Genomic DNA, 23,164 nt, shown 5'->3' with positions numbered 1-23,164 from the left:
AGGCGCAGTATAGACACTTCTCGCGCCCTGACAAGGGCTAATTTCAATTTTATTTCTGAGTGCGTGTTTTTTCGGCGAATCGCATAGCAAACCAGCATAGATGACGCTATTTCATCCCAAACGCCCCATTTTACTGCGTCGTGAATCCTATTTACCGATGAGCCACCGACTCGCGCATCACCAACTCTGGCGTTAATACCAGTACTGTTGGCTCGGTTTCAGGGTGTTCCAAACGGTATAACAGCGTATCCACCGCCAGTTCCCCCAATTCATCTTTAGGTTGATGAATGGTCGTTAACGGCGGAGACATATAACGCGCCAGCTCGATATCGTCATAACCCACCACGGCCATATCCCTTGGAATAGATAATCCTGCCTGATAGAGCGCATGATAAACCCCAACGGCCATCGCATCGTTACTACAGAACACGGCATCCGGCCTTTGCGCCAGCGACAGCAGTTTACGCATCGCCTGGTATCCGGTTTCAAACTCGAAATCCCCTAATACCACGTAGTCATCAGGCACGGGCAAACCGGCACGCTGCATTGCCTGCCGATAGCCTAACAGTCGGTTATAGGCCGTTGTTTTATCTTGTGGGCCAGCAATACAAGCGATATTGCGGTAACCACTGTCGATGAGATGGCGAGTTGCAATATCGCCGCCAAGCAGAGAATTGTCCTTGATAACATCACTCACACCTTCAAACGGCGACCAGTCCATCATCACCAGTGGAATTGATGGGTAGCGGCTAATGGTTTCCGAGGAGGGGCGGTGGTTCTCGGTACACATCAGGAGCAAGCCATCAACCCGCTTTTGCATCAAGGTTTCCAGGCTGCGGTCCAGTCGATTGTGGTCACCTTCGGTATTGCACAGGATCAGGCTATACCCGCGCTCGTAGCAACTGCGCTCAACGCCACGCACCACTTCAGCATAAAACGGGTTACTACTGGCCGTTAGCAACATACCTATCGTTTGCGTCTGATTGATCTTCAAACTGCGCGCCAGCGCAGACGGTGCGTAGTTGAGAGCATCGACGGCCGCCAATACCCGCTCTCGCACCGTGTCACTCACAAAGCGATTATTATTGATTACATGTGAAACGGTTGACGTCGACACGCCCGCCAGGCGAGCAACATCCTTCATTGTGGCCACATATCACCCCTGAGAGTGTAAAAATGCGTCGATCTCATTGCGCCACGGCACAGAGGGCTGAGCACCCGCGCGCGTTACCGCAATGGCCGCAGCAGCATGAGCAAATTTCACGGCGGTTTGCATCGGTTGATTTTCCAAAAGTGCAGTGACCAGCGCACCATTAAAGGTATCGCCCGCCGCAATCGTATCTACGGCCTGAACCTGGAAACCGGGAATACGCTGACCTTGCCCGTTTTCACTCAGCCAAACGCCGCGACTCCCCAATGTAATCAGTACGGTAGTAATGCCTTTATTATGCAACAGTTGTGCAGCCTGTGCGGCATCTTGTTCGTTCTGCACGGTGACACCTGTCAGTCGCTGCGCTTCCGTTTCATTCGGCGTAATCATATCCACCAGCGCCAGCAGTTCATCCGGCAAGTCACAGGCGGGAGCCGGGTTTAAAATGACACGCGTTTGGTGCTGATGCGCCAACTGCGCAGCGGCAATAACGGTCTCCAACGGAGACTCGAGCTGCATTAATAAAGCAGAAGCATCAATGATTTTTTGACGGTGACGCGCCAGAACATCGGGAGTGATAGCCGCATTGGCGCCCGCGTTAATGCCAATCATATTCTCAGCATCGCCATTGACAAAAATCAGCGCGACGCCCGTAGTTTCATCGGCAACGGTTTCAACGGCAGAAACATCTATCTGGTCACGAGACAACTGCTCGCGAATACGAGCACCGATATCATCCTCACCCACGCCAGCGATAAAGGCGATATCGGCACCGCTGCGCCCGGCAGCAACCGCCTGATTGGCACCTTTACCACCAAAAGCGACCTGATATTGCTTACCGATAACCGTTTCGCCCGGTTGAGGAAAGTGTGCCAGATTGAGGATATGGTCGGCATTAATACTGCCCAACACCACGAGTTTGCCCGTTTTCATAAAATCGCCCCAAAAGTGATTAAAAGCGCCGCCTTGTTTCGGCGGCGCTGTATATCGTTGTTATGCGTTATTCTTTAGAAACCAGCTTTAGATCAACCGGGATAATCGCCTGTACCTTTTCCCCCTTGATGACCTTGTCAGCGGTTTGTACGCCAATTTCACCGATTTTTTCAGGACGTTGTGCAACAGTGGCAGCCAGTTTCCCGCTCTCTACGGCTTTTACGCCATCCTGCGTGCCATCAAAACCGACCACCATGACGTCTGTTTTACCCGCCGTTTGCAGAGCACGCAGCGCACCCAGTGCCATTTCATCGTTTTGTGCGAACACCGCTTTTACATCAGGGTGTGCGGTGAGCAGGTTCTGCATCACGTTCAGCCCTTTGGTACGATCGAAATCAGCGGGCTGGCTGGCCAGCATGACAAACTTGTTTTTCTCAGCGGATTTCATAAAACCGGCTCCGCGCTCACGCGCAGCGGAGGTTCCGGCGATACCTTCCAACTGAATCACCTTGGCACCTTCACCCAATTTTTTCGCGATAAAATCACCGGCCACTTTTCCACCGAAGGCGTTATCAGATGCCACGTGGCTCACGACCGTGCCACTGCCCGCTACGCGGTCCAGGGTAATTACCGGAATGTTGGCCTGATTCGCCAGTTTCACCGCGTTACCCACAGCATCGGAATCTGTCGGGTTGATGAGCAGCAGTTTGGTACCGCGCACGGTCAGATCCTGAACGTTGGAGAGCTCTTTGGCCGGGTTGTTTTGCGAATCCAATACCACCAGGTCGTAACCCAATTTCTCCGCTTCTTTTTGTGCACCGTCTTTCAATGACACGAAGAACGGGTTATTCAGGGTAGAAACCACCAATGCTATCGACTCTTTCGCCAGCGCATTAGCGCTAACCGTGGCACTTAATGCAACAGCAGAAACCAGCGTAGCCAGTTTTTTCATATTCATAATCCAATTCCTATGCGTGAGAATGAAGGTTATTTACTGCTTTTTGTTATCTACCAAAACCGCCAACAAAATAACGGCTGCCTTAACGATCATTTGGTAGTAAGAAGAAACACCTAACAGGTTCAGTCCATTGTTGAGGAACCCAAGAATCAGCGCGCCGATGAGCGTGCCGACAATGCGCCCTTTACCGCCCGCCAAACTGGTTCCGCCCAGCACCACTGCCGCAATCGCATCCAGTTCATACCCCGTGCCCGCCGTCGGCTGTGCCGATGACAAACGCGCGACTTCGATAATCCCCGCCAGTGCGGACAACAACCCACATAAGGCGTAGACGATAATTTTGACTTTATCGACGCTGATGCCCGACAAGCGGGTCGCTGCTTCATTGCCGCCCAGCGCATAGATATAGCGCCCAAGCCGCGTGTGGTGCAGCATGTACCAGGCCGCGATAAAAACGATAACCATCAACCAGATCGGTGTAGGAATACCCAGAGGGCGACCAATACCAAACCAGCCGAAAGCATCGGCAACGTCAGAAAAACCGGTGTTGATCGGGCTGCCGTTGGTGTACACCATGGTGACGCCGCGCAGCAGCAACATCATCACCAGCGTGGCGATAAACGCCTGAACTTTTCCTTTCGCCACAATAACGCCGGTGCCCGCCCCGATTGCCGCACCCAGCGCCAATGCACCAAACACCGCCAGCAGCGCGTTCACTTCCAGGCCAACAATCGATGCCGCCACCGCACCGGTCAGCGCCAACAATGACCCGACGGACAAATCGATGCCCGAGGTCAAAATAACCAGTGTCATTCCTACCGCCATAATGGCGTTCACCGATGTCTGTTGCAGGATATTGAACAGGTTATTGACCGTGAAAAAGTTAGGGCTCATGGACGAGACCACTGCGATCAGGATCAGCAGGGCAATCAGCGACTTTTGCTCCAACAGCCACTCTTTACTGAACCAGCGCTTTGCTGTGATAGATTCGGAACTCATGTCTGACTTACTCCTGCTTTACGCTATATTGCTTGCCAACCGCCGCCGCCATCAGCACTTCCTGAGTGGCCTGCTCAATAGAGAATTCACCGCTCAAGCGGCCTTCATGCATCACCAAAATGCGATCGCTCATACCGAGAACTTCCGGCATTTCCGATGACACCAAAATGATGCTGAGGCCTTCCTCTTTGAACTGGTTGATTAACTGGTAGATCTCTTTCTTGGCCCCCACATCAACGCCGCGTGTAGGTTCATCGAGAATCAGCACTTTCGGCCGAGTCATCAGCCCACGGGCAATCGCGACCTTCTGCTGGTTACCGCCGGACAACAGGCCAATCGGCTGCGCCATTGAGGGGGTTTTGATATTAAACAAACGGATAAAATCACTGACGGCGGTGCGTTCGTCTTCATGTTTGAGTGCGCCAAAACCACGGCTGAAATAACGCAGTGCCGTCAGCGACATGTTCTCTTTGACGGACATTCCCAACACCAGTCCATCACGTTTGCGATCTTCTGAGATATAAACGATGCCGTTTGCCAGCCCATCCTGCGGACTGCGCGTCACCACCTCACGGCCATCCAGCACCACGTCACCGCGCGTGCGAGGAAGTGCGCCATACAGGATCTTCATCAGTTCTGTACGGCCTGCGCCCATCAAGCCGGAAATACCGAGGATTTCCCCCTGGCGCAACGTAAAGCTGACGCCTTCAACCCCCGGCCCCGACAGATCTTTAACGCTCAGGCGAATATCACCCGGTACGGTATTCAGTCGAGGGTACTGCTCTTCCAACTTGCGCCCCACCATCATTTCAATGAGCTGTTCTTCATGCAGTTGGTTGACCGGGCGCTCACCGATAAACTGACCGTCACGCAGCACGGTCACGTCATCGCAAATCTCGAAGATCTCTTTCAGACGGTGGGAGATATAGACGATGCCGCAGCCTTGTGCGGTCAGTTCCTTGATCACGGTGAATAGGGATGCGGTTTCGGTATCCGTCAGTGCATCCGTGGGTTCATCCATGATGATCACTTTGGATTCAAAACTCAGCACCTTAGCAATCTCGACCATTTGCTGGTCACCAATGGACAACTCACCGACCAATCGGCGGCTGTTGTAGCGCAGGTTAAGCTTTTTCAGCAGCTTATCGGCTTCGGCGTACATCTTTTGCCAATCAATGCGCCCCAAGGCTCCAGTAAATTCACGGCCAAGGAAAATATTTTCGGCAATCGTCAGTTGAGGAATCAGGTTGAGTTCCTGATGAATAATACCGATACCCGCATGTTGTGACGCTTTTGGCCCGCTAAAGGCAACCTCCTGCCCGAGAAAGCGAACATGACCGGCATCTTTGCGATAAATACCGGTGAGCACCTTCATCAGGGTAGATTTACCGGCACCGTTCTCCCCCACCAGCGCCATCACCTTGCCGGGATAGACATTCAGGGCAGCACCGGACAGCGCTTTTACACCGGGAAAAGTTTTTACTATTCCCTGCAACTGTAATAAAGGTTCCATCTCAGCCTCAGAAGGTTACACCAGCACACAAAATAATATTGGCATAGGGCGAGCATTCACCGCTGCGAAAAACGGCCTTGCTTTGCCCGCTTTGCGTCTTGAATGCCTCATGACTGACATAGTGCAACGCAATGGTATTTCCCTGATGTTGTTCAAGCTGTTGCAAATGCTCACGAATAGCCTCATGGAGCTCTGGGTTCTTCTCGATAATCTCTTGCGCAACAATCGCCGCTTCCACCTGCATCTCCTGCGTAATCACGCTCAGCACCTGTATAAAGGTAGGCACATTGTGTGTTAACGCCAGATCAACGCGGGCGGTGGTGGCAGGAATGGGTAACCCTGCATCACACACCACCACTTGGTCAGTGTGCCCAAGGCGGGCAATCACACTCGAGACTTCGGAATTGAGTAATACGCCTTTTTTCATTATGTCACTCGTTTTGATAACGACAGCGAAACGTTTCGCTTGCAGTAAAGTTTAAGAAAAAGTCCTGATAAAGCAAAAAAGAGTTTGCGGAATTGTGATCGCCATCGAAACGTTTCGCTATCACAAATAAGAGAGATAAGAAAAACATTAGGTTAGAAAATAGCCGTTGACCACCGGTGTAGGAAGATTGATCGCTATCACAAATGAAAAACAAACAATGAAACCAAATAATACATTTATTAAAACAGCGTTTCTTTTTTCGTATTATTTACCTCACCTCTTAAAGCTCACGTCACCCTACTCACTATTTAAACAATAACGGCACCCTGACGCCTGCCGAAAAAACTCTGGTTTGTAAACAAGGACTCTAACGATGAAACACCTATCCCTCTCTTTGGCAGCCCTCTGCTGTATGGCTACACTCACCACTCAGGCGCACAGCGCCGATCGTTTAGCTGTCGTAAAACAGTACGCCGATACCGTACTGGATAAAGCGGGCGACCATTATCACGGCACGCAACCTTCACCGTTATTGGCGAGCGGTGTCGATCCGCGCACCGGTAAACAGCTTGAGTGGGTTTTCCCCGATGGGCGCACCGCGGTACTCTCCAATTTTTCCGCTCAGCAAAACTTTATGCGTGTATTGGTTGGCCTCTCTAACCTGACGGGTGATGAGCATTATCAACAGCGCGCCAAAACCAGCGTGCGTTACTATTTCGATCGCTATCAGGATAAAAGCGGCCTGCTGATTTGGGGGGGACATCGTTTTGTCGATTTAAAAACGCTCCAGCCCGAAGGGCCGAGTGAAAAAGAGCTGGTACATGAACTGAAAAATGCCTATCCCTTCTACGAATTGATGTTTGCCGTGGATAAACCGGCAACGGTTCGCTTCATTCGCGCGTTCTGGAATGCCCACGTTTATGATTGGCAAATGTTGGAAACCAGCCGCCACGGTCAGTACGGTAAGGAGATCGGTAAACTGTGGGACAACAGCTTTACCCAGCAACCCCCGTTCTTCGCCACCAAAGGGCTGAGTTTTCTTAACGCCGGTAATGACCTGATCTATTCCGCCTCCCTGCTTTATAAAAACAATCAGGAAGCCGGCGCGCTGGTGTGGGCAAAACGTCTGGCGGAGCAGTACGTGTTGCCACGCGATAAAAAAACCGGTTTGGGTGTTTACCAGTTCACTCAGGCATTAAAGCGCGCTGAAACCAGCGATGACAGCGACACCAACTCCAAATACGGTGACCGCGCGCAACGTCAGTTCGGACCAGAGTTTGGACCTGCTGCGTTGGAAGGCAACATGATGTTGAAAGGCCGCACCAGCACGCTCTATTCCGAAAATGCGCTGATGCAGCTACAACTGGCGAAAGATCTCGGTAAAGACGGCGACGATATCAAAAAATGGACGCTGGATGGCTTGAAAGCGTTTGCCAAATACGGCTATGACGAAAGTAACAACACCTTCCGTCCGATGCTGGCCAACGGCACCGATCTTTCCAACTACACGCTGCCGCGCGATGGTTACTACGGTAAAAAAGGCACGGTGCTGAAAGCCTACCCGGCCAGCAGTGATTTCCTGTTGTCCTATGCCCGCGCTTATACGCTGGAGAAGGATGCCGATCTGTGGAAAGTAGCACGCGGCATCGCCAAGGGGTTGGATCTGGGGGATATCGGCGCAGCACCGGGTAAAGGCGTCAGCGTCAATGTCAGCACCAAGAACAGCGACCCGTATGCTATTTTTGCGCTGATCGATCTGTGGCAGGCAACGCAGGATAAAGCCTACCTGACGATAGCTGAAAAAGTGGCTGACAACATCATCAGCAATAATCTGCACAACGGCTTCTTTATGAACTCCGCCAAATATCAATATGCGTCGATTGATAGCATCGATCCCTACGCGCTGCTGGCACTGGAAGCGACGCTGAAGAATAAACCACAGGCTGTTGCCCCGTTCCTGAACGGCTCCGGCTTTACCGAAGGGGCTTATCGCATGCCGGACGGCAGCGCCCGCGTCTCCACCCGTGATGATGAGCTGTTTACCCTGAAGGAAGGAGAAACCTTAAAACCGAACGGTAAATAATCACCAAAAATGACGCCCTCTATATCGAGGGCGTCATACACTAAATCTCTACCTGAATCCCCAGCTCTATCAGCCGGTTCGGCGGTATCTCAAACTGATCGGCTGCACGCAGAGCATTACGACTCAGCATCATAAACACCTTGCCGCGCACGCGCAGATACCAGGGCCGTTTGCCCATGGTCAGCGACTCATTGGACATGAAAAACGATGTTTCCATCATTTGGCACGCCAATCCCTCCTGCCAACAGCGGTGAAATACCTCTTCCACGTTGGGCGTTTCTCGCCAGCCGTAGTTGGCAATCACGCGCCAAAAGGTCGGGGAAAGCTGTTCAACCGTAACGCGCTGCACGTTATGCACATAGGGAACCGCTTCTGTGCGCATGGTCAGTAGTACCACCCTTTCATGCAACACTTTGTTGTGCTTGAGATTATGCAGTAATGCAAACGGGATAACGTGCGTCGCGCGCGAGAGATAGACCGCCGTACCCGGCACTCGCACCGGCTGGTTTTTCTCAAGAGAGGCAATCATGGCATCCAGTGAATTACCGTGCTCATGCAAACGACGCAGTAAACGGAAACGCTCGCTCTTCCAGGTCGTCATAATGGTGAACATGATTAATCCCAGCGCCAGCGGCAACCAGCCTCCGGAAATGATTTTGACCACGTTGGCAAGAAACAGAGGAAGATCAATCAACAACATCACCACCAGCAGCAGCCACACCAGATAGCGGTGCCAGTGCCAGTTTTTTACTGCCACGGTCGCGGAGAGGATGCTGGTCAGCACCATGGTGCCGGTCACCGCAATACCGTAAGCTGCCGCCAGATTGCCAGAATGCTCAAAGCTGACGATGACAATCACCACCGCCGTATACAGCAGCCAGTTTATCGCCGGAATATAAATCTGCCCAGATTCCATGTCCGACGTATGCACAATACGCATCGGCGGCAAATATCCCAAGCGCACTGCCTGACGCGTCAGCGAGAATACGCCGGAGATAACGGCCTGAGAAGCGATGATGGTCGCCAGCGTTGCCAGGATCAGCAGCGGAATCAATGCCCAATCGGGAGCCAGTAAAAAGAAGGGGTTTTTGATGGCTTCCGGATTACGCAGCAGCAACGCCCCCTGACCAAAGTAGTTGAGCACCAACGACGGCAACACCACGGTAAACCATGCCAAGCGAATAGGGAATTTACCAAAGTGCCCCATATCTGCGTAGAGCGCCTCCACCCCGGTGATCGCCAACACCACGGCACCCAGCGCGAAGAAAGAGATAAATTTGTATTCCAAAAAGAAACGCACGGCATAAACCGGGTTCAATGCCTCAAGCACCTGCGGCGTTTCCATCACGCTGCGCACGCCCAGCACTGCCAGCGTCAAAAACCAAATCAGCATGACAGGAGCAAACAGCTTACCCACGCTGCTGGTGCCGTGTTTCTGAATGGCAAACAGCAAGGTCAGCACAATCACCGACAGCGGCACGATGTAGCTGTCCAGATCGGGGGCAGCAATCTCAATCCCTTCCATGGCGGAAAGCACCGACATCGCTGGCGTTATCACCACTTCGCCATAAAAAAACCCGCCGCCGATCAGCCCCATGATCACCACGATGGATGTCATGCGATCGCTGGTGTGGCGTCCGGCCAGTGACATCAGGGTTAAAATCCCCCCTTCTCCGGCGTTGTCGGCTCGCATCACATAGGAGAGATACTTGAGCGACACCACCAGCACCAGCAGCCAGAAGATCAGCGAGAGAAAGCCAAACACGGAATGCTGCTCGACGCCAAACCCAAACTGCCCGGAAAGGCATTCTCTTAATGTATAAAGCGGGCTGGTGCCGATATCCCCGTACACCACGCCAATAGCTGCCAAGGTAATGGCAGGAAGTGATTGCTTATGCTCTGAGCTCATAGCGCCTATCTTCTGTTGTTTTCACTTTGCGACTTCCGCTGTTTTCACTGCGTAGAGAGCAACGCGTTTTTCGTAGACTTAGCCCGAAAGCGCACAGTATGCATATATTCATGCAAAAACCCATCCCTTCACGCCGAATCGAAACATTCAGAAATAAACTGGTTTATTGATTAACATAGCCAATGATGGCAATAATCGATGCAGATACGATTAAAAAAAATCTGTGATCTGCCGTATATTATTGCATCATCATTGATGACGTTATCGCTTACCACACTGTTTTGCGTCATCAGAGTAAAAACGGATCCCTTATGCTTCAATCAGCCTCTCTGGCCGATCGTATTACGCGCCTCAGCCAAGCCCTTGAACACGGACTGTATGAACGTCAGCACGCGATTCGCCTGTGCCTGCTCGCCGCGCTCAGCGGAGAAAGCGTGTTTTTGCTGGGGCCCCCGGGCATCGCCAAGAGCATGATCGCGCGTCGCTTGAAGTTCGCGTTTCGTGACGCCCGCGCTTTCGAATACCTGATGACACGCTTCTCCACCCCGGAAGAGGTGTTTGGCCCGCTGTCGATTCAGGCACTAAAAGATGAAGGGCGTTATCAGCGTCTTACCGGCGGCTATTTGCCGGAAGCGGAAATCGTTTTTCTGGATGAGATCTGGAAAGCTGGCCCGGCCATTCTCAATACCCTGCTGACAGCCATCAATGAACGGCGCTTTCGCAACGGCAGCCATGAAGAAACTATCCCCATGCGGCTGCTGGTAACCGCCTCCAATGAACTGCCCGAATCGGACAGCAGCTTAGAAGCACTCTATGACCGCATGCTTATTCGCCTGTGGTTAGATAAAGTGCAGGAAAAACAAAATTTCCGCGCATTGTTGACGCACACCGGTAGCGATCGCGACAACCCGGTACCACTGTCACTGAGTGTCAGCGACGAAGAGTACCAGGCATGGCAAAGCGCTATCGATCGCATCGCCTTACCGGATGCCTGCTTTGAACTGATTTACGCACTGCGCCAACAGTTGAATACCACCGACAACGCGCCGTATGTTTCCGATCGACGCTGGAAGAAAGCACTGCGATTGCTGCAAGCCTGTGCGTTCTTCTCTGGCCGTGAAAGCATTGTTCCGCTCGATGTCATCTTGCTGAAAGATTGCCTGTGGCATGATAGAGATTCACAAACGCTGGTGGAGCAGCACACCGAGCAACTGGTTACCGCGCACGCCTATCAACAACAGGCGCTGCTGTTCCGCTTGCAGCAACTAAACGTAAAACGGCAACAATATCAGCAGCAACAGAGCGAGTTGCAGGCGATCACGGTCGAAAAACAGGGGGCATTCCTCAGTCGTAAAGCCCACTATCTGCTGCCCGCGTCGCTGAATAAAGATACGCTGACCGTGGTATTGCAACGTCCGTTAGTACTCAATAATATTGATGTGACACATATCGTGTTAGAAAAAAACGCCTTGCAGTCATGGCTGCAAAAAGGCGGAGAAGGCGAAATCAGGGGAAAACTCAACGGCATCGGGTTTACTCAGCACCTCGATATGTATGTGGATGACCACCTTCATCTTGCGGTGCGCGATATCAGCCTACAGACCACCATTCTTTCTTTACCTGAAAAACGAGACTGTACCTTACCGACAGAACTTACTGATGAATATGAGAAATTGCGTCAACAACTGCGCGAGCAGCGACGTCTGTTTCACCACCATCAGCCGTGTTTGTTCATCCCTGCCGACTGGCTGGCAAAAATAGAAGACAGCCTGCAACAGGTCGACGAACAGATACAGCTCTCGTTACAGGATTGATCGAATGTTGACGTTGGAATCGCTGGAAATGCTGTTGTCCATTGACGAAAACGAGCTCTTGGACGACCTGGTTATCGCGCTGTTGGCTACGCCACAGCTTGCGGTCTTTCTTGAACAGCACCCGAGAATGAAAACGGCGCTGCTGCACGATCTGCCCGAATGGAAAGCGTCGCTCAAGCAGCGTCTGCGTGCGACCGCAGCACCGGCCGATCTGGAGCGGGAATTTACCTGTTACCAAAATACCCAGACCATCGACACGCTGACCTTTCAGTCACGCGTTCCCCGTATCGTTGATACGCTGCAAACGGTGGACTCGCCTTTTCTTCCTCAGGCCAACAAACTTATCGCACAGGCAGCACCAACGCTTGGGCAGCGGTTTAGCAACGCCTTCCACGCGTTGTTCTTGCAGCGCTGGAAAATGAGTCTCTCTTTGCAAACGGTCTCCTTGCACCATCAACTGATGGAGGCCGAAAAAGAGATCTTGCTCGATGAATTACAGCAACGGCTGACCTTAACCGGCAAACTGGAAGCCGTACTGGCAGAGAACGAGACAGCCGCCGGTCGATTATGGGATCTCAGCGCGGGGAAATTGATAAAAACCGAGCTGCAAACCCTGATTAACTTCTGTGATTTTCTGCAAAAACAGCCATCATTGCAGCGTCTGGCCGAGCGTTTAGGCCGCAGCCGGGAAACCAAATCCATTCTCTCCACTGAAGCACCGCGCGAAGCGTTTCGCGTGATAGTACGCGAACCGGATACGGTGCCAGAGCAAGTGGATGGCATCCATCAAAGTGATGATATTCTGCGGCTACTCCCCGCTGAACTCGCCGCAATGGGCATTAAAGAGCTGGAATACGAATTCTATCGTCGCTTGTTAGAACGGCGGTTACTGACCTATCGGTTGCAGGGGGAGAGCTGGCACGAAAAGGTGATAGAGCGTCCGGTTTCGCATCAGCAAAACGAACAGCAGCCCAGAGGCCCTTTTATTGTTTGTGTAGATACCTCAGGCTCGATGGGCGGTTTCAATGAACGCTGCGCCAAAGCCTTTTGTCTGGCACTGATGCGCGTCGCCCTCGCCGATAATCGCCGTTGCTACATCATGCTGTTTGCCACCGATATCGTGCGCTATGAGCTGACCGCCGTCACCGGTATCGAACAGGCTACGCGTTTTCTTGGTCAATCATTTCGCGGTGGCACCGACATGGCAGCCTGTATGTCAGCGTTGCTGGACAAACTGGAAGATGATGTGTGGCACGATGCCGATGCGGTGATGATTTCTGATTTCATCGCACAGCGCTTGCCGGAAGAGACGGTGCAACGCGTTCGGCAACGACAGCAACAACACCACCATCGTTTTCATGCCGTTGCGATGTCACAACATGGAAAACCCGGCATCCTGCACATCTTCGACCATATCTGGCACGTAGATACCGGGTTAAAAGGACGTTTATTGCGGCGGTTGCGCCACGCCTGAGCGTAGCGCCTCTACAGCGATTACAACAAGGCAGGCACGGACTCTCTGACCGGCTGTGGCCACACACCGCACTGCACCTGACCAATATGCGCCAATTGCAGCAACAGCATCACCAGACGGGACTGACCAATACCACCGCCGATGGTTTGCGGCATATCGCCACGCAGCAACGCCTGATGCCACTCCAGTGCCAGGCGATCGACATCCCCCGTCAGCGTCAATTGACGTTGGAGCGCATCAGCATCGACACGAATCCCCATGGAAGAAAGCTCGAAAGCATCGTTTAACGCCGGGTTCCACACCAGAATATCGCCATTCAGTCCTTTCAGACCCTGTTCACCGGCTGACGACCAGTCATCATAATCTGGCGCACGCACATCGTGACGCTCCCCGTGAGACAGCGCACCGCCAATACCGATCAGGAATACGGCACCCAGTTCTTTGGCTATGGCGCGTTCGCGTCCTTTGGCATCCAGTTCAGGATAACGCTTGAGCAGCGTATCGCTGTGGACAAAATGAATGGTGTCCGGTAGGAAAGGCGTCAGGCCAAACTTGCTGCTGACCTCTGCTTCGGTGCTTTTGATTGCCTGATAAATGTGGTTAACGGTGGATTTCAAATAGTCGATGGAGCGCTCGCCATCCCCCATTACGCGTTCCCAATCCCACTGATCGACATAAACAGAGTGGATCGGGCTTAAACGATCTTCATCAGGGCGCAGCGCCTTCATGTGGGTGTAGATCCCTTCCCCAGCGCTAAAGTCATAGTCGCCCAAGGTTTTTCGCTTCCATTTCGCCAGGGAGTGCACCACTTCAAACGTGGCGTCAGGCAATGCTTTCACGTGTACCTGTACCGCTTTCTCACTGCCGGACAGATTATCCTGCGTGCCATCACCCACTCGGCTCAATATCGGAGCCTGAACTTCAATCAGACCCAGCTTCTGTGCCAACTGTGCAGAGAAAAAGGATTTCACAAACGCAATTTGTTGTTGTTTTTCGATATAGCTCTTTTTCATTTACCCATGTCCGTCGTCACTGTCTATGGTGCAATTAAGCAATAGAATGGCGATGAAATTCAATAATCCAGCAAAGAAACAGGCATCATGGTTTTGATTCCTCATTTAACGCATGCTAAAAATGAGAAAGAACTAAATATAAGGAAAAATTATGACTGAAATTTATCAGATCGATAATCTCGATCGCGGCATCCTTAACGCGTTAATGGAAAATGCCCGCACCCCTTATGCCGAATTGGCCAAGCAGTTTTCGGTGAGCCCCGGCACTATCCACGTTCGCGTAGAGAAAATGAAGCAGGCTGGCATTATTGTCGGCACCCGGGTTGATGTCAGCCCCAAGCAACTCGGCTATGACGTGTGCTGCTTTATTGGCATCATTTTAAAAAGCGCAAAGGATTACCCCTCAGCCCTTGAGAAACTGAATAACCTGGAGGAAGTGGTCGAAGCCTACTACACCACCGGGCATTACAGCATTTTCATCAAAGTAATGTGCCGTTCCATAGACGCACTGCAGCACGTACTTATCAACAAGATCCAGACCATCGATGAAATTCAGTCCACGGAAACCCTGATCTCGCTACAGAACCCGATCATGCGGACGATCACCCCATAAACGTCAACAGGTATATCCCTATTATCCACAGGTAGATAACAGCTCGATCACAGCGTACAATACCGCATCTTTTATTCGGACGGGATCGAGCATGGCAGACATTACGCTTATCAGCGGCAGTACGTTAGGCAGTGCGGAGTATGTGGCAGAACATCTGGCAGAGTTACTGGAACAGCAAGGCTTTTCCACTGATGTTCAGCATGGCCCGCAGCTGGACGACCTCCCGCAGAGCGGAATATGGCTACTGGTGAGCTCAACCCACGGTGCCGGTGAATTTCCGGATAACCTGCAACCACTGTTTAAACAGATTAGCGATCGCAAAGCAGATCTTTCGCAGGTTCGTTATGGTGCTATAGGGATCGGCAGTAAAGAGTACGACACCTTCTGCGGAGCGATCGTTACCGCGGATCGTATTCTTGCGGATCGTGGTGCAAAAAGGATCGGCGAGATGTTGCAGATCGACATCACCGAACACGATATTCCCGAGGATCCAGCAGAAATTTGGTTGGCTCCGTGGGTAGAATTACTCAATTAAGCGGTTTATTTAGCCACTTAATTGTGTATAACTTTATGTATATCCGGGTGAAAACCGGTAGTTATCCCAATAACAACCGCTGTTCGTTTTTTGACATGTGAATAACCGCCTGTTTTGATCCCAGGCTATACGGTGCAGGATCACCGATCATTCACAGCAAACGATCGTCAACAATCTGTTGATCTTCATCTGGAAAAAGTACTTATCCACAAGCAGTATGGATCCTAATAATAGATCCAATAAAAAGATCTCTATATAAAAAGATCTTTCTTTAACTACCGACGATCCAACGGGCTTGTCGTTTGCGTAAACTTGAGTAGAATCCCCTTCCCCAAGGCAAGCAATGATCTTAGGCACACATCGTTAACCCGACTATTCTCGTTAACACCACGCGAGGTGCAGTACCATGTTTTATCCAGATCCTTTTGACGTCATCGTGATCGGCGGTGGTCATGCGGGCACAGAAGCCGCCATGGCAGCGGCACGCATGGGGCGTCAAACCCTGTTATTGACACACAATATCGATACGCTGGGACAAATGTCCTGCAATCCGGCTATTGGTGGGATCGGAAAGGGACATCTGGTTAAAGAGATCGACGCCATGGGAGGCTTGATGGCTCGCGCGGTCGATCGGGGCGGCATTCAGTTTAGAATACTAAACAACAGTAAAGGCCCTGCTGTTCGCGCCACCCGTGCACAGGCGGATCGCGTGCTGTATCGTCAGGCGGTACGCACCGCGCTGGAGAACCAGCCGAACCTGACGATCTTCCAACAGGCGGTTGACGATCTTATTGTTGAGAACGATCGGGTTGTCGGCGCAGTCACCCAAATGGGACTGAAGTTCCGCGCCAAAACGGTGGTGTTGACCGTTGGGACATTCCTTGACGGTAAGATTCATATTGGCCTGGACAACTACAGCGGTGGACGTGCTGGCGATCCGCCCTCCATACCGCTATCGCGCAGACTGCGTGAGCTGCCATTGCGTGTTAGCCGTCTTAAAACCGGTACGCCACCGCGTATCGATGCCCGCACCATTGATTTCAGCGTGCTGGCGCAACAGCACGGTGATAACCCAATGCCGGTGTTCTCGTTCCTGGGGAACGTCAGTGAGCACCCGGCACAGATGCCGTGTTACATCACGCACACCAATGAAAAAACCCATGAGGTGATCCGCAATAACCTCGATCGCAGCCCGATGTATGCCGGTGTGATCGAGGGGATCGGCCCGCGTTATTGCCCGTCGATCGAAGATAAGGTGATGCGCTTTGCCGATCGCAATGCACACCAGATTTTCCTTGAACCTGAAGGGCTGACCAGTAACGAGATTTACCCCAACGGCATTTCGACCAGCCTGCCCTTTGACGTACAGTGGCAAATCGTCCGTTCGATGCAAGGCATGGAAAACGCCAAGATCGTGCGCCCCGGCTATGCTATCGAATACGATTTCTTCGATCCGCGCGATCTTAAGCCAACGCTGGAAAGCAAATTTATCCACGGGTTGTTCTTTGCCGGACAGATAAACGGCACAACCGGTTACGAAGAAGCTGCTGCTCAAGGCATGCTGGCTGGCTTGAACGCGGCACGTCTGGCATTCGATCAGGATGGTTGGTTCCCACGTCGCGATCAGGCGTACCTGGGGGTGCTGGTGGACGACCTGTGTACACTCGGCACCAAAGAACCCTACCGCATGTTTACCTCGCGTGCTGAATACCGCCTGATGCTGCGCGAAGATAACGCCGATCTGCGTCTCACTGAAATTGGCCGTGAACTCGGTATGGTGGACGATTATCGCTGGGCGCGTTTCAACGAGAAGCTGGAACAGATTGAGCAGGAACGTCAGCGTCTACGCGACATTCGCGTGCATCCACACAGTGAACAGCGAGAAGCGGTAAACGCGCTGCTGAAAACGCCGCTGTCGCGTGAAGCGACCGGTGAGGAGCTGCTGCGTCGCCCTGAGATGGATTACGCCACCCTGACCACGTTACCGATGTTTTCACCCGCGCTGACGGATGTTCAGGCGGCTGAGCAGGTTGAGATTCAGGTGAAGTATGAAGGGTATATTGCACGCCAGCAGGACGAGATTGAAAAACAGCTGCGCAATGAGAGCACCGTGCTGCCAGCGGATCTGGACTACAGCCAGGTGAGCGGGCTTTCCAACGAAGTGAAAGCCAAACTCAACGATCATAAACCGGGCTCCATTGGTCAGGCTTCGCGTATTTCGGGAATTACCCCCGCGGCGATCTCGATTCTGTTGGTTTGGCTGAAAAAACAAGGGCTACTGCGCCGCAGTGCCTGATAACTGGCGCAGATAGCGCACGACGGTGTGTCATTTTGTGGCTGTTCCTGGCAGCCACGTCTCATCAGATATGGCAGGATAAGCGCGTGAAACACAAATTAGACGCTCTATTGCAGCGGGCTGGCATCGTGATCAGCGAACAGCAAAAAAATTTGCTAATCCAGTATGTCGACATGCTGCACAAGTGGAACAAGGCCTATAATCTCACGTCAGTGCGCGACCCGCAGGAGATGCTGATTCGCCATATCATGGATAGCATCGTGGTTGAGCCGCATTTGCAGGGCGATCGGTTTATCGATGTGGGTACCGGACCGGGATTACCAGGTATTCCACTGGCGATTGTGCGTCCCTCAGCGTCATTCACGCTGCTGGACAGCTTGGGAAAACGCGTGCGTTTTCTGCGTCAGGTTCAGCATGAACTCAAGCTGGATAATGTCTTTGCGGTGCAATCTCGGGTCGAGGAATTCACTGCTGAGCCGCCTTTCGATGGCGTTATCAGCCGCGCTTTTGCCTCTTTGCTTGATATGCTGGCGTGGTGCAAACACTTGCCTGCATCGGCAACCGGACGCTTTTATGCCCTGAAAGGGGTAGTGCCGGAAGAGGAACTAACCGCATTACCTACGTCGATAGCGGTAGAGCGTATTGTGCGTTTATCGGTACCCGAACTGGACGGTGAACGGCATTTGGTGATTCTTAAACCAAACTAATTTTGCGTTTTATCAAACAAATTATAACTAATTGTATCTGAGAGACCTTTTAAGCCTGAAGGGTATTGTTTATAGAAAAATGGACACCGATCACCATTTTTTTACAAAAGCTGCCAGCCTTGCACACTATTTGTTTCTCTTCGAATAGTAACCCGAGAAATTAATTGCTGATGTAGATTGTGGATGAAAAATCCAGATGTTAAAGACATAAAAAAATAATGTTAATGATGTCAATGCTCGGTGCACGGGATGTTTTCGGGGCGTTTTAAAAAGAGTCTTTATTTAACTATTTGAATTTAATTAAGATAAATAGCTATTTTTGCTAAAGACTTAAAAAAATCAGATCTGATATAAATCCGATATGTCATTTTTATGTGATTGATATCACATATTATCGGGTTATTGAAAGGCTTACGGACCGCGGCTGCTGCCAGGATTGTTAGTAAAAATAGGGCTTGAATAAGAGATTTAAATTATTGTTCACCTTTTTGCTACTTATCGATTGAATTCGCAGGCGTGAACCGTATAATTTGCTCGTTTTTTGCCGCTTGACTCGATGGAATAAAGGCAGTTTTATACGTCAGTCAGCCTCTGGAAAAGGAATGAAGAGCAAAACGCATGTCTGTCTCCCTTTACAGTGGAAAACCGGCCTTTTGGGGGTTGATGCTACAGGCAGCTACCTTCGTTTTGGTCAGTGCCGTTTTTTGCCTGCGGAGTGTTGAGGCGGGTGTTTCCGCGTTAGCCGGGGGGCTGGCGGTGTGGCTGCCGAACGTGTGCTTTGTGCTGTTCGCCCTGCGTCATCAGGCGGGTAAACCCATAGAGGGGCGCGTTGCCTGGTCGTTTGCCATTGGTGAGGCGTTGAAAGTATTTATCACCATCGCGTTGCTGGTGGTGGCGTTGGGTCTGTTCAAGGCGGCATTTGTTCCCCTTGGTCTGACCTACCTGGCGGTGCTGATAATGCAGATAGTGGCGCCAGCCATCGTTAACCGTAAGATTCGTTAACCGTTACCGTATTAACAACAACAGGGTAAGGAACATCATGTCTGCATCTACTCCCCAAGAGTATATCGGTCATCACCTGAAACATTTACAGGTAGGTTCGGGGTTCTGGTCGATTAACGTCGATTCGATGTTTTTCTCAATCGCACTTGGGATCCTGTTTCTGGTCATTTTCCGCAAGGTTGCAAAGAACGCGACCAGCGGTGTGCCCGGTAAACTGCAAACCTTTGTGGAGATGATCATCGGTTTTGTCGATGGCAACGTGCGTGACATGTTCCATGGCAAAAGCAAACTTATCGCGCCTCTGGCGCTGACCATTTTCGTTTGGGTGTTCCTGATGAACGCCATGGACTTGCTGCCGATTGATTTCCTGCCTTACATCGGTGAGCACGTTATTGGTTTGCCTTACCTGCGCGTAGTACCGACGGCGGATGTCAACATCACACTGTCCATGGCGCTGGGCGTGTTTATCCTGGTGCTGTTCTACAGCATCAAAATGAAAGGCGTTGGCGGTTTTGTAAAAGAACTGACCATGCAACCTTTCAACCATCCGGTTTTTATTCCCATCAACCTGATTCTTGAAGGTGTCAGCCTGCTGTCCAAACCGGTTTCACTCGGCTTGCGACTGTTTGGCAACATGTATGCGGGTGAGTTGATCTTCATCCTGATTGCCGGTTTGCTGCCGTGGTGGTCGCAATGGTTGTTGAATGTGCCTTGGGCAATATTCCACATCCTGATCATTACGCTTCAGGCCTTTATTTTCATGGTTCTGACGGTTGTTTATCTCTCGATGGCATCTGAAGAGCATTGATTTTTCTTTCAACACAATAACGTTCTAACTGAAACAAATTGGAGACTGTCATGGAAAACCTGAGTGTGGATCTGCTGTACATGGCTGCCGCGTTGATGATGGGTCTGGCGGCGATCGGTGCTGCGATCGGTATCGGCATTCTGGGTGGTAAATTCTTGGAAGGCGCGGCTCGCCAGCCTGACCTGATTCCTCTGCTGCGTACACAGTTCTTTATCGTTATGGGTCTGGTTGACGCCATCCCGATGATTGCTGTTGGTCTGGGCCTGTATGTGATGTTTGCGGTCGCCTAACCCGGTAACGCCGGTTAGGTATTTAACATCAACTATTTAACTTAAAAGAGGCATTGTGCTGTGAATATTAATGCAACAATCCTCGGCCAAGCCATCGCGTTCGTCCTGTTTGTCTGGTTTTGCATGAAGTTTGTATGGCCGCCGTTAATGGCTGCCATCGAGAAGCGTCAGAAAGAGATTGCTGACGGTTTGGCTTCTGCGGAACGTGCCAAAAAAGATTTGAACTTAGCGCAGGCCAATGCCACCGATCAGCTGAAAAAAGCCAAAGCGGAAGCTCAGGTGATCGTAGAGCAAGCCAATAAACGCCGTGCTCAGATCCTGGATGAGGCCAAAGCGGAAGCAGAAGCTGAACGTAGCAAAATCGTGGCGCAGGCGCAGGCTGAAATTGAAGCCGAACGTAAACGTGCTCGTGAAGAGCTGCGTAAACAGGTTGCCATGCTGGCGATTGCCGGTGCCGAGAAGATTATTGAACGTTCCGTGGATGAAGCTGCTAACAGCGACATCGTTGATAAACTGGTCGCTGAACTGTAAGGAGGGAGGGGCCGATGTCTGAATTTGTCACGGTAGCTCGCCCCTACGCCAAAGCAGCTTTTGACTTTGCGGTTGAACATCAGGCCGTTGAACGCTGGCAGAACATGCTGGCGTTTGCCTCTGAGGTCACTCGCAATGAACAGGTTGCCGCTCTGCTGTCCGGTGCTATGGCACCGAATCTGCTGGCGAGCACCTTCATTGACGTGTGTGGCGATCAGTTGGATGAGCCCGGCCAAAACCTGATTAAGGTGATGGCGGAAAACGGGCGTTTACTGGTGCTTCCTGAAGTTCTGGAACAGTTTGCGCAACTCCGCGCCGCGCAGGAGTCGACGATTGACGTCGAAGTCACCTCCGCGAGCGCGCTGAGCGAGCCGCAACTGGACAAGATTACTTCCGCCATGGAAAAACGCCTGTCACGCAAAGTGAAGCTGAATTGCAAAATTGATAAGTCTGTTGTCGCAGGCGTGGTGATCCGCGCTGGCGATATGGTGATAGATGGCAGCATTCGCGGCCGTCTCGATCGCCTGGCAGACGTCTTGCAGTCTTAAGGGGACTGGAGCATGCAACTGAATTCCACCGAAATCAGCGAACTGATCAAGCAGCGCATTGCTCAGTTCAATGTGGTGAGCGAAGCTCACAATGAAGGTACTATTGTTTCCGTCAGTGACGGGATCATTCGCGTACACGGCCTGGCCGATGTCATGCAGGGGGAGATGATCGCCCTGCCCGGCAACCGTTACGCTATCGCCCTGAACCTGGAGCGCGACTCCGTGGGTGCGGTGGTGATGGGTCCGTACGCTGACCTTGCCGAAGGCATGAAGGTCAAGTGTACCGGCCGTATTCTGGAAGTGCCGGTTGGTCGTGGTCTGCTGGGCCGCGTGGTGAACACCCTGGGTGCACCTATCGACGGCAAAGGCCCGGTTGAAAACGACGGGTTCTCTCCGGTAGAAGCGATCGCACCGGGCGTTATCGAACGTCAATCTGTTGATCAGCCGGTACAGACGGGCTACAAGTCCGTTGACGCCATGATCCCGATTGGTCGTGGTCAGCGTGAATTGATCATCGGCGACCGTCAGACGGGTAAAACCGCACTGGCTATCGACGCCATCATCAACCAGCGCGATTCCGGCATCAAGTGCGTGTACGTTGCCATCGGCCAGAAAGCTTCCACCATCTCCAACGTGGTGCGTAAACTGGAAGAGCACGGCGCATTGGCCAACACTATCGTTGTGGTCGCAACGGCGTCTGAATCTGCTGCACTGCAATATCTGGCACCGTATGCCGGTTGTGCGATGGGTGAATACTTCCGTGACCGCGGTGAAGATGCGTTGATTATTTACGATGACTTGTCCAAACAGGCCGTCGCTTATCGTCAAATTTCCCTGCTGCTCCGTCGTCCGCCAGGTCGTGAAGCTTACCCAGGCGACGTTTTCTACCTCCACTCCCGTTTGCTGGAGCGCGCGGCACGTGTTAACGCCGATTACGTAGAAGCGTTTACCAAGGGTGAAGTTAAAGGGAAAACCGGTTCATTGACGGCGCTGCCGATCATCGAAACTCAGGCGGGTGACGTTTCCGCGTTCGTTCCGACCAACGTAATCTCGATTACCGATGGTCAGATCTTCCTGGAATCGAACCTGTTCAACGCCGGTATCCGTCCTGCGGTTAACCCAGGGATTTCCGTATCCCGCGTGGGTGGTGCAGCGCAGACCAAGATCATGAAAAAACTGTCCGGTGGTATCCGTACCGCACTGGCGCAGTATCGTGAACTGGCGGCGTTCTCTCAGTTCGCTTCGGATCTGGATGATGCAACGCGTAAGCAGCTGAATCACGGTCAGAAAGTAACTGAACTGCTGAAACAGAAACAGTATGCGCCGATGTCGGTTGCGCAGCAGTCTCTGGTGCTGTTCGCTGCGGAACGTGGCTATCTGGCTGATGTAGAACTGGCGAAAGTAGGCAGCTTCGAAGCGGCGCTGTTGGCGTATGCCGACCGCGAGCACGGCGATCTTCTGCAACAAATCGACCAGACTGGCGCTTATAACGATGAGATCGAGGGTAAGTTCAAAACTATCCTTGATACCTTCAAGGCAACCCAGTCCTGGTAACGCCCGT

21 protein-coding genes are annotated in these 23,164 nt (G+C 51.9%); 13 read left to right on the top strand and 8 right to left on the bottom strand.

Annotated elements, in window-relative coordinates; all coding sequences use genetic code 11:
• Window positions 1–151: 151 nt before the first annotated feature.
• The 6 genes from rbsR to rbsD form a co-directional block, all read right to left on the bottom strand.
• Complete coding sequence (rbsR, locus tag J5224_RS06020) at window positions 152–1,153, bottom strand: ribose operon transcriptional repressor RbsR (RefSeq protein WP_264624491.1); 1,002 nt, start codon at window positions 1,151–1,153, stop codon at window positions 152–154.
• A 3-nt stretch (window positions 1,154–1,156) separates the two neighbouring features.
• On the bottom strand, window positions 1,157–2,083 hold the full coding sequence (gene rbsK, locus J5224_RS06015) for a ribokinase (protein WP_264624490.1): 927 nt from the start codon (window positions 2,081–2,083) through the stop codon (window positions 1,157–1,159).
• A gap of 67 nt (window positions 2,084–2,150) precedes the next feature.
• Window positions 2,151–3,041 carry a ribose ABC transporter substrate-binding protein RbsB gene (gene rbsB / locus J5224_RS06010; RefSeq protein WP_264624489.1) on the bottom strand — a complete coding sequence of 297 codons (891 nt, stop codon included), beginning with the start codon at window positions 3,039–3,041 and terminating at the stop codon, window positions 2,151–2,153.
• Between the two features lie 33 nt (window positions 3,042–3,074).
• Window positions 3,075–4,040, bottom strand: a complete 966-nt coding sequence (gene rbsC, locus J5224_RS06005) for a ribose ABC transporter permease (protein WP_264624488.1) — start codon at window positions 4,038–4,040, stop codon at window positions 3,075–3,077.
• Window positions 4,041–4,047: 7 nt separating this feature from the next.
• The gene (gene rbsA / locus J5224_RS06000) at window positions 4,048–5,553 is read right to left on the bottom strand and encodes a ribose ABC transporter ATP-binding protein RbsA (RefSeq protein ID WP_264624487.1); all 1,506 of its coding nucleotides are present in this window, start codon (window positions 5,551–5,553) and stop codon (window positions 4,048–4,050) included.
• Between the two features lie 7 nt (window positions 5,554–5,560).
• On the bottom strand, window positions 5,561–5,980 hold the full coding sequence (rbsD, locus tag J5224_RS05995) for a D-ribose pyranase (protein WP_264624486.1): 420 nt from the start codon (window positions 5,978–5,980) through the stop codon (window positions 5,561–5,563).
• Window positions 5,981–6,353: 373 nt separating this feature from the next.
• Between rbsD and J5224_RS05990 the strand changes: the two genes are divergently transcribed.
• Window positions 6,354–8,063, top strand: a complete 1,710-nt coding sequence (locus J5224_RS05990) for a pectate lyase (RefSeq protein WP_413544646.1) — start codon at window positions 6,354–6,356, stop codon at window positions 8,061–8,063.
• 40 nt (window positions 8,064–8,103) lie between these two features.
• Here J5224_RS05990 and kup read toward each other — a convergent pair whose 3' ends face one another.
• Complete coding sequence (gene kup, locus J5224_RS05985; protein ID WP_264624485.1) at window positions 8,104–9,972, bottom strand: low affinity potassium transporter Kup; 1,869 nt, start codon at window positions 9,970–9,972, stop codon at window positions 8,104–8,106.
• A 311-nt stretch (window positions 9,973–10,283) separates the two neighbouring features.
• Between kup and ravA the strand changes: the two genes are divergently transcribed.
• A complete protein-coding gene (gene ravA, locus J5224_RS05980) occupies window positions 10,284–11,786 on the top strand; it encodes an ATPase RavA (RefSeq protein ID WP_264624484.1) in 1,503 nt (500 codons plus the stop codon).
• Window positions 11,787–11,790: 4 nt separating this feature from the next.
• Entirely contained in the window at window positions 11,791–13,260 is a 1,470-nt protein-coding gene (viaA, locus tag J5224_RS05975; RefSeq protein WP_264624483.1) for an ATPase RavA stimulator ViaA, read from the top strand.
• 20 nt (window positions 13,261–13,280) lie between these two features.
• Here viaA and asnA read toward each other — a convergent pair whose 3' ends face one another.
• Window positions 13,281–14,273: an aspartate--ammonia ligase gene (asnA, locus tag J5224_RS05970; protein ID WP_264624482.1), complete on the bottom strand. Its 993-nt coding sequence runs from the start codon at window positions 14,271–14,273 to the stop codon at window positions 13,281–13,283.
• Window positions 14,274–14,424: 151 nt separating this feature from the next.
• Here asnA and asnC point away from each other — a divergent pair, with 151 nt between their 5' ends.
• The 10 genes from asnC (at window position 14,425) to atpA (ending at window position 23,157) form a co-directional block, all read left to right on the top strand.
• Entirely contained in the window at window positions 14,425–14,886 is a 462-nt protein-coding gene (asnC, locus tag J5224_RS05965) for a transcriptional regulator AsnC (RefSeq protein WP_195313263.1), read from the top strand.
• 91 nt (window positions 14,887–14,977) lie between these two features.
• Complete coding sequence (mioC, locus tag J5224_RS05960) at window positions 14,978–15,421, top strand: FMN-binding protein MioC (RefSeq protein ID WP_264624481.1); 444 nt, start codon at window positions 14,978–14,980, stop codon at window positions 15,419–15,421.
• Between the two features lie 406 nt (window positions 15,422–15,827).
• Window positions 15,828–17,717, top strand: coding sequence for a tRNA uridine-5-carboxymethylaminomethyl(34) synthesis enzyme MnmG (gene mnmG / locus J5224_RS05955; protein ID WP_264624480.1), 1,890 nt, complete (start codon window positions 15,828–15,830; stop codon window positions 17,715–17,717).
• An 86-nt stretch (window positions 17,718–17,803) separates the two neighbouring features.
• Entirely contained in the window at window positions 17,804–18,424 is a 621-nt protein-coding gene (gene rsmG, locus J5224_RS05950; RefSeq protein ID WP_264624479.1) for a 16S rRNA (guanine(527)-N(7))-methyltransferase RsmG, read from the top strand.
• A 618-nt stretch (window positions 18,425–19,042) separates the two neighbouring features.
• The gene (gene atpI / locus J5224_RS05945) at window positions 19,043–19,426 is read left to right on the top strand and encodes a F0F1 ATP synthase subunit I (protein WP_264624478.1); all 384 of its coding nucleotides are present in this window, start codon (window positions 19,043–19,045) and stop codon (window positions 19,424–19,426) included.
• 37 nt (window positions 19,427–19,463) lie between these two features.
• On the top strand, window positions 19,464–20,234 hold the full coding sequence (gene atpB, locus J5224_RS05940; protein WP_264624477.1) for a F0F1 ATP synthase subunit A: 771 nt from the start codon (window positions 19,464–19,466) through the stop codon (window positions 20,232–20,234).
• Between the two features lie 50 nt (window positions 20,235–20,284).
• Window positions 20,285–20,524: a F0F1 ATP synthase subunit C gene (atpE, locus tag J5224_RS05935; RefSeq protein ID WP_005976545.1), complete on the top strand. Its 240-nt coding sequence runs from the start codon at window positions 20,285–20,287 to the stop codon at window positions 20,522–20,524.
• Between the two features lie 60 nt (window positions 20,525–20,584).
• Window positions 20,585–21,055 carry a F0F1 ATP synthase subunit B gene (atpF, locus tag J5224_RS05930; protein WP_195313257.1) on the top strand — a complete coding sequence of 157 codons (471 nt, stop codon included), beginning with the start codon at window positions 20,585–20,587 and terminating at the stop codon, window positions 21,053–21,055.
• 14 nt (window positions 21,056–21,069) lie between these two features.
• The gene (gene atpH / locus J5224_RS05925; protein WP_264624476.1) at window positions 21,070–21,603 is read left to right on the top strand and encodes a F0F1 ATP synthase subunit delta; all 534 of its coding nucleotides are present in this window, start codon (window positions 21,070–21,072) and stop codon (window positions 21,601–21,603) included.
• 12 nt (window positions 21,604–21,615) lie between these two features.
• Complete coding sequence (gene atpA / locus J5224_RS05920) at window positions 21,616–23,157, top strand: F0F1 ATP synthase subunit alpha (RefSeq protein WP_264624475.1); 1,542 nt, start codon at window positions 21,616–21,618, stop codon at window positions 23,155–23,157.
• Window positions 23,158–23,164: the final 7 nt, after the last annotated feature.

The organism is Candidatus Symbiopectobacterium sp. NZEC135 (assembly GCF_025962695.1).
This window is presented reverse-complemented; position numbering and strand designations above follow the sequence as displayed.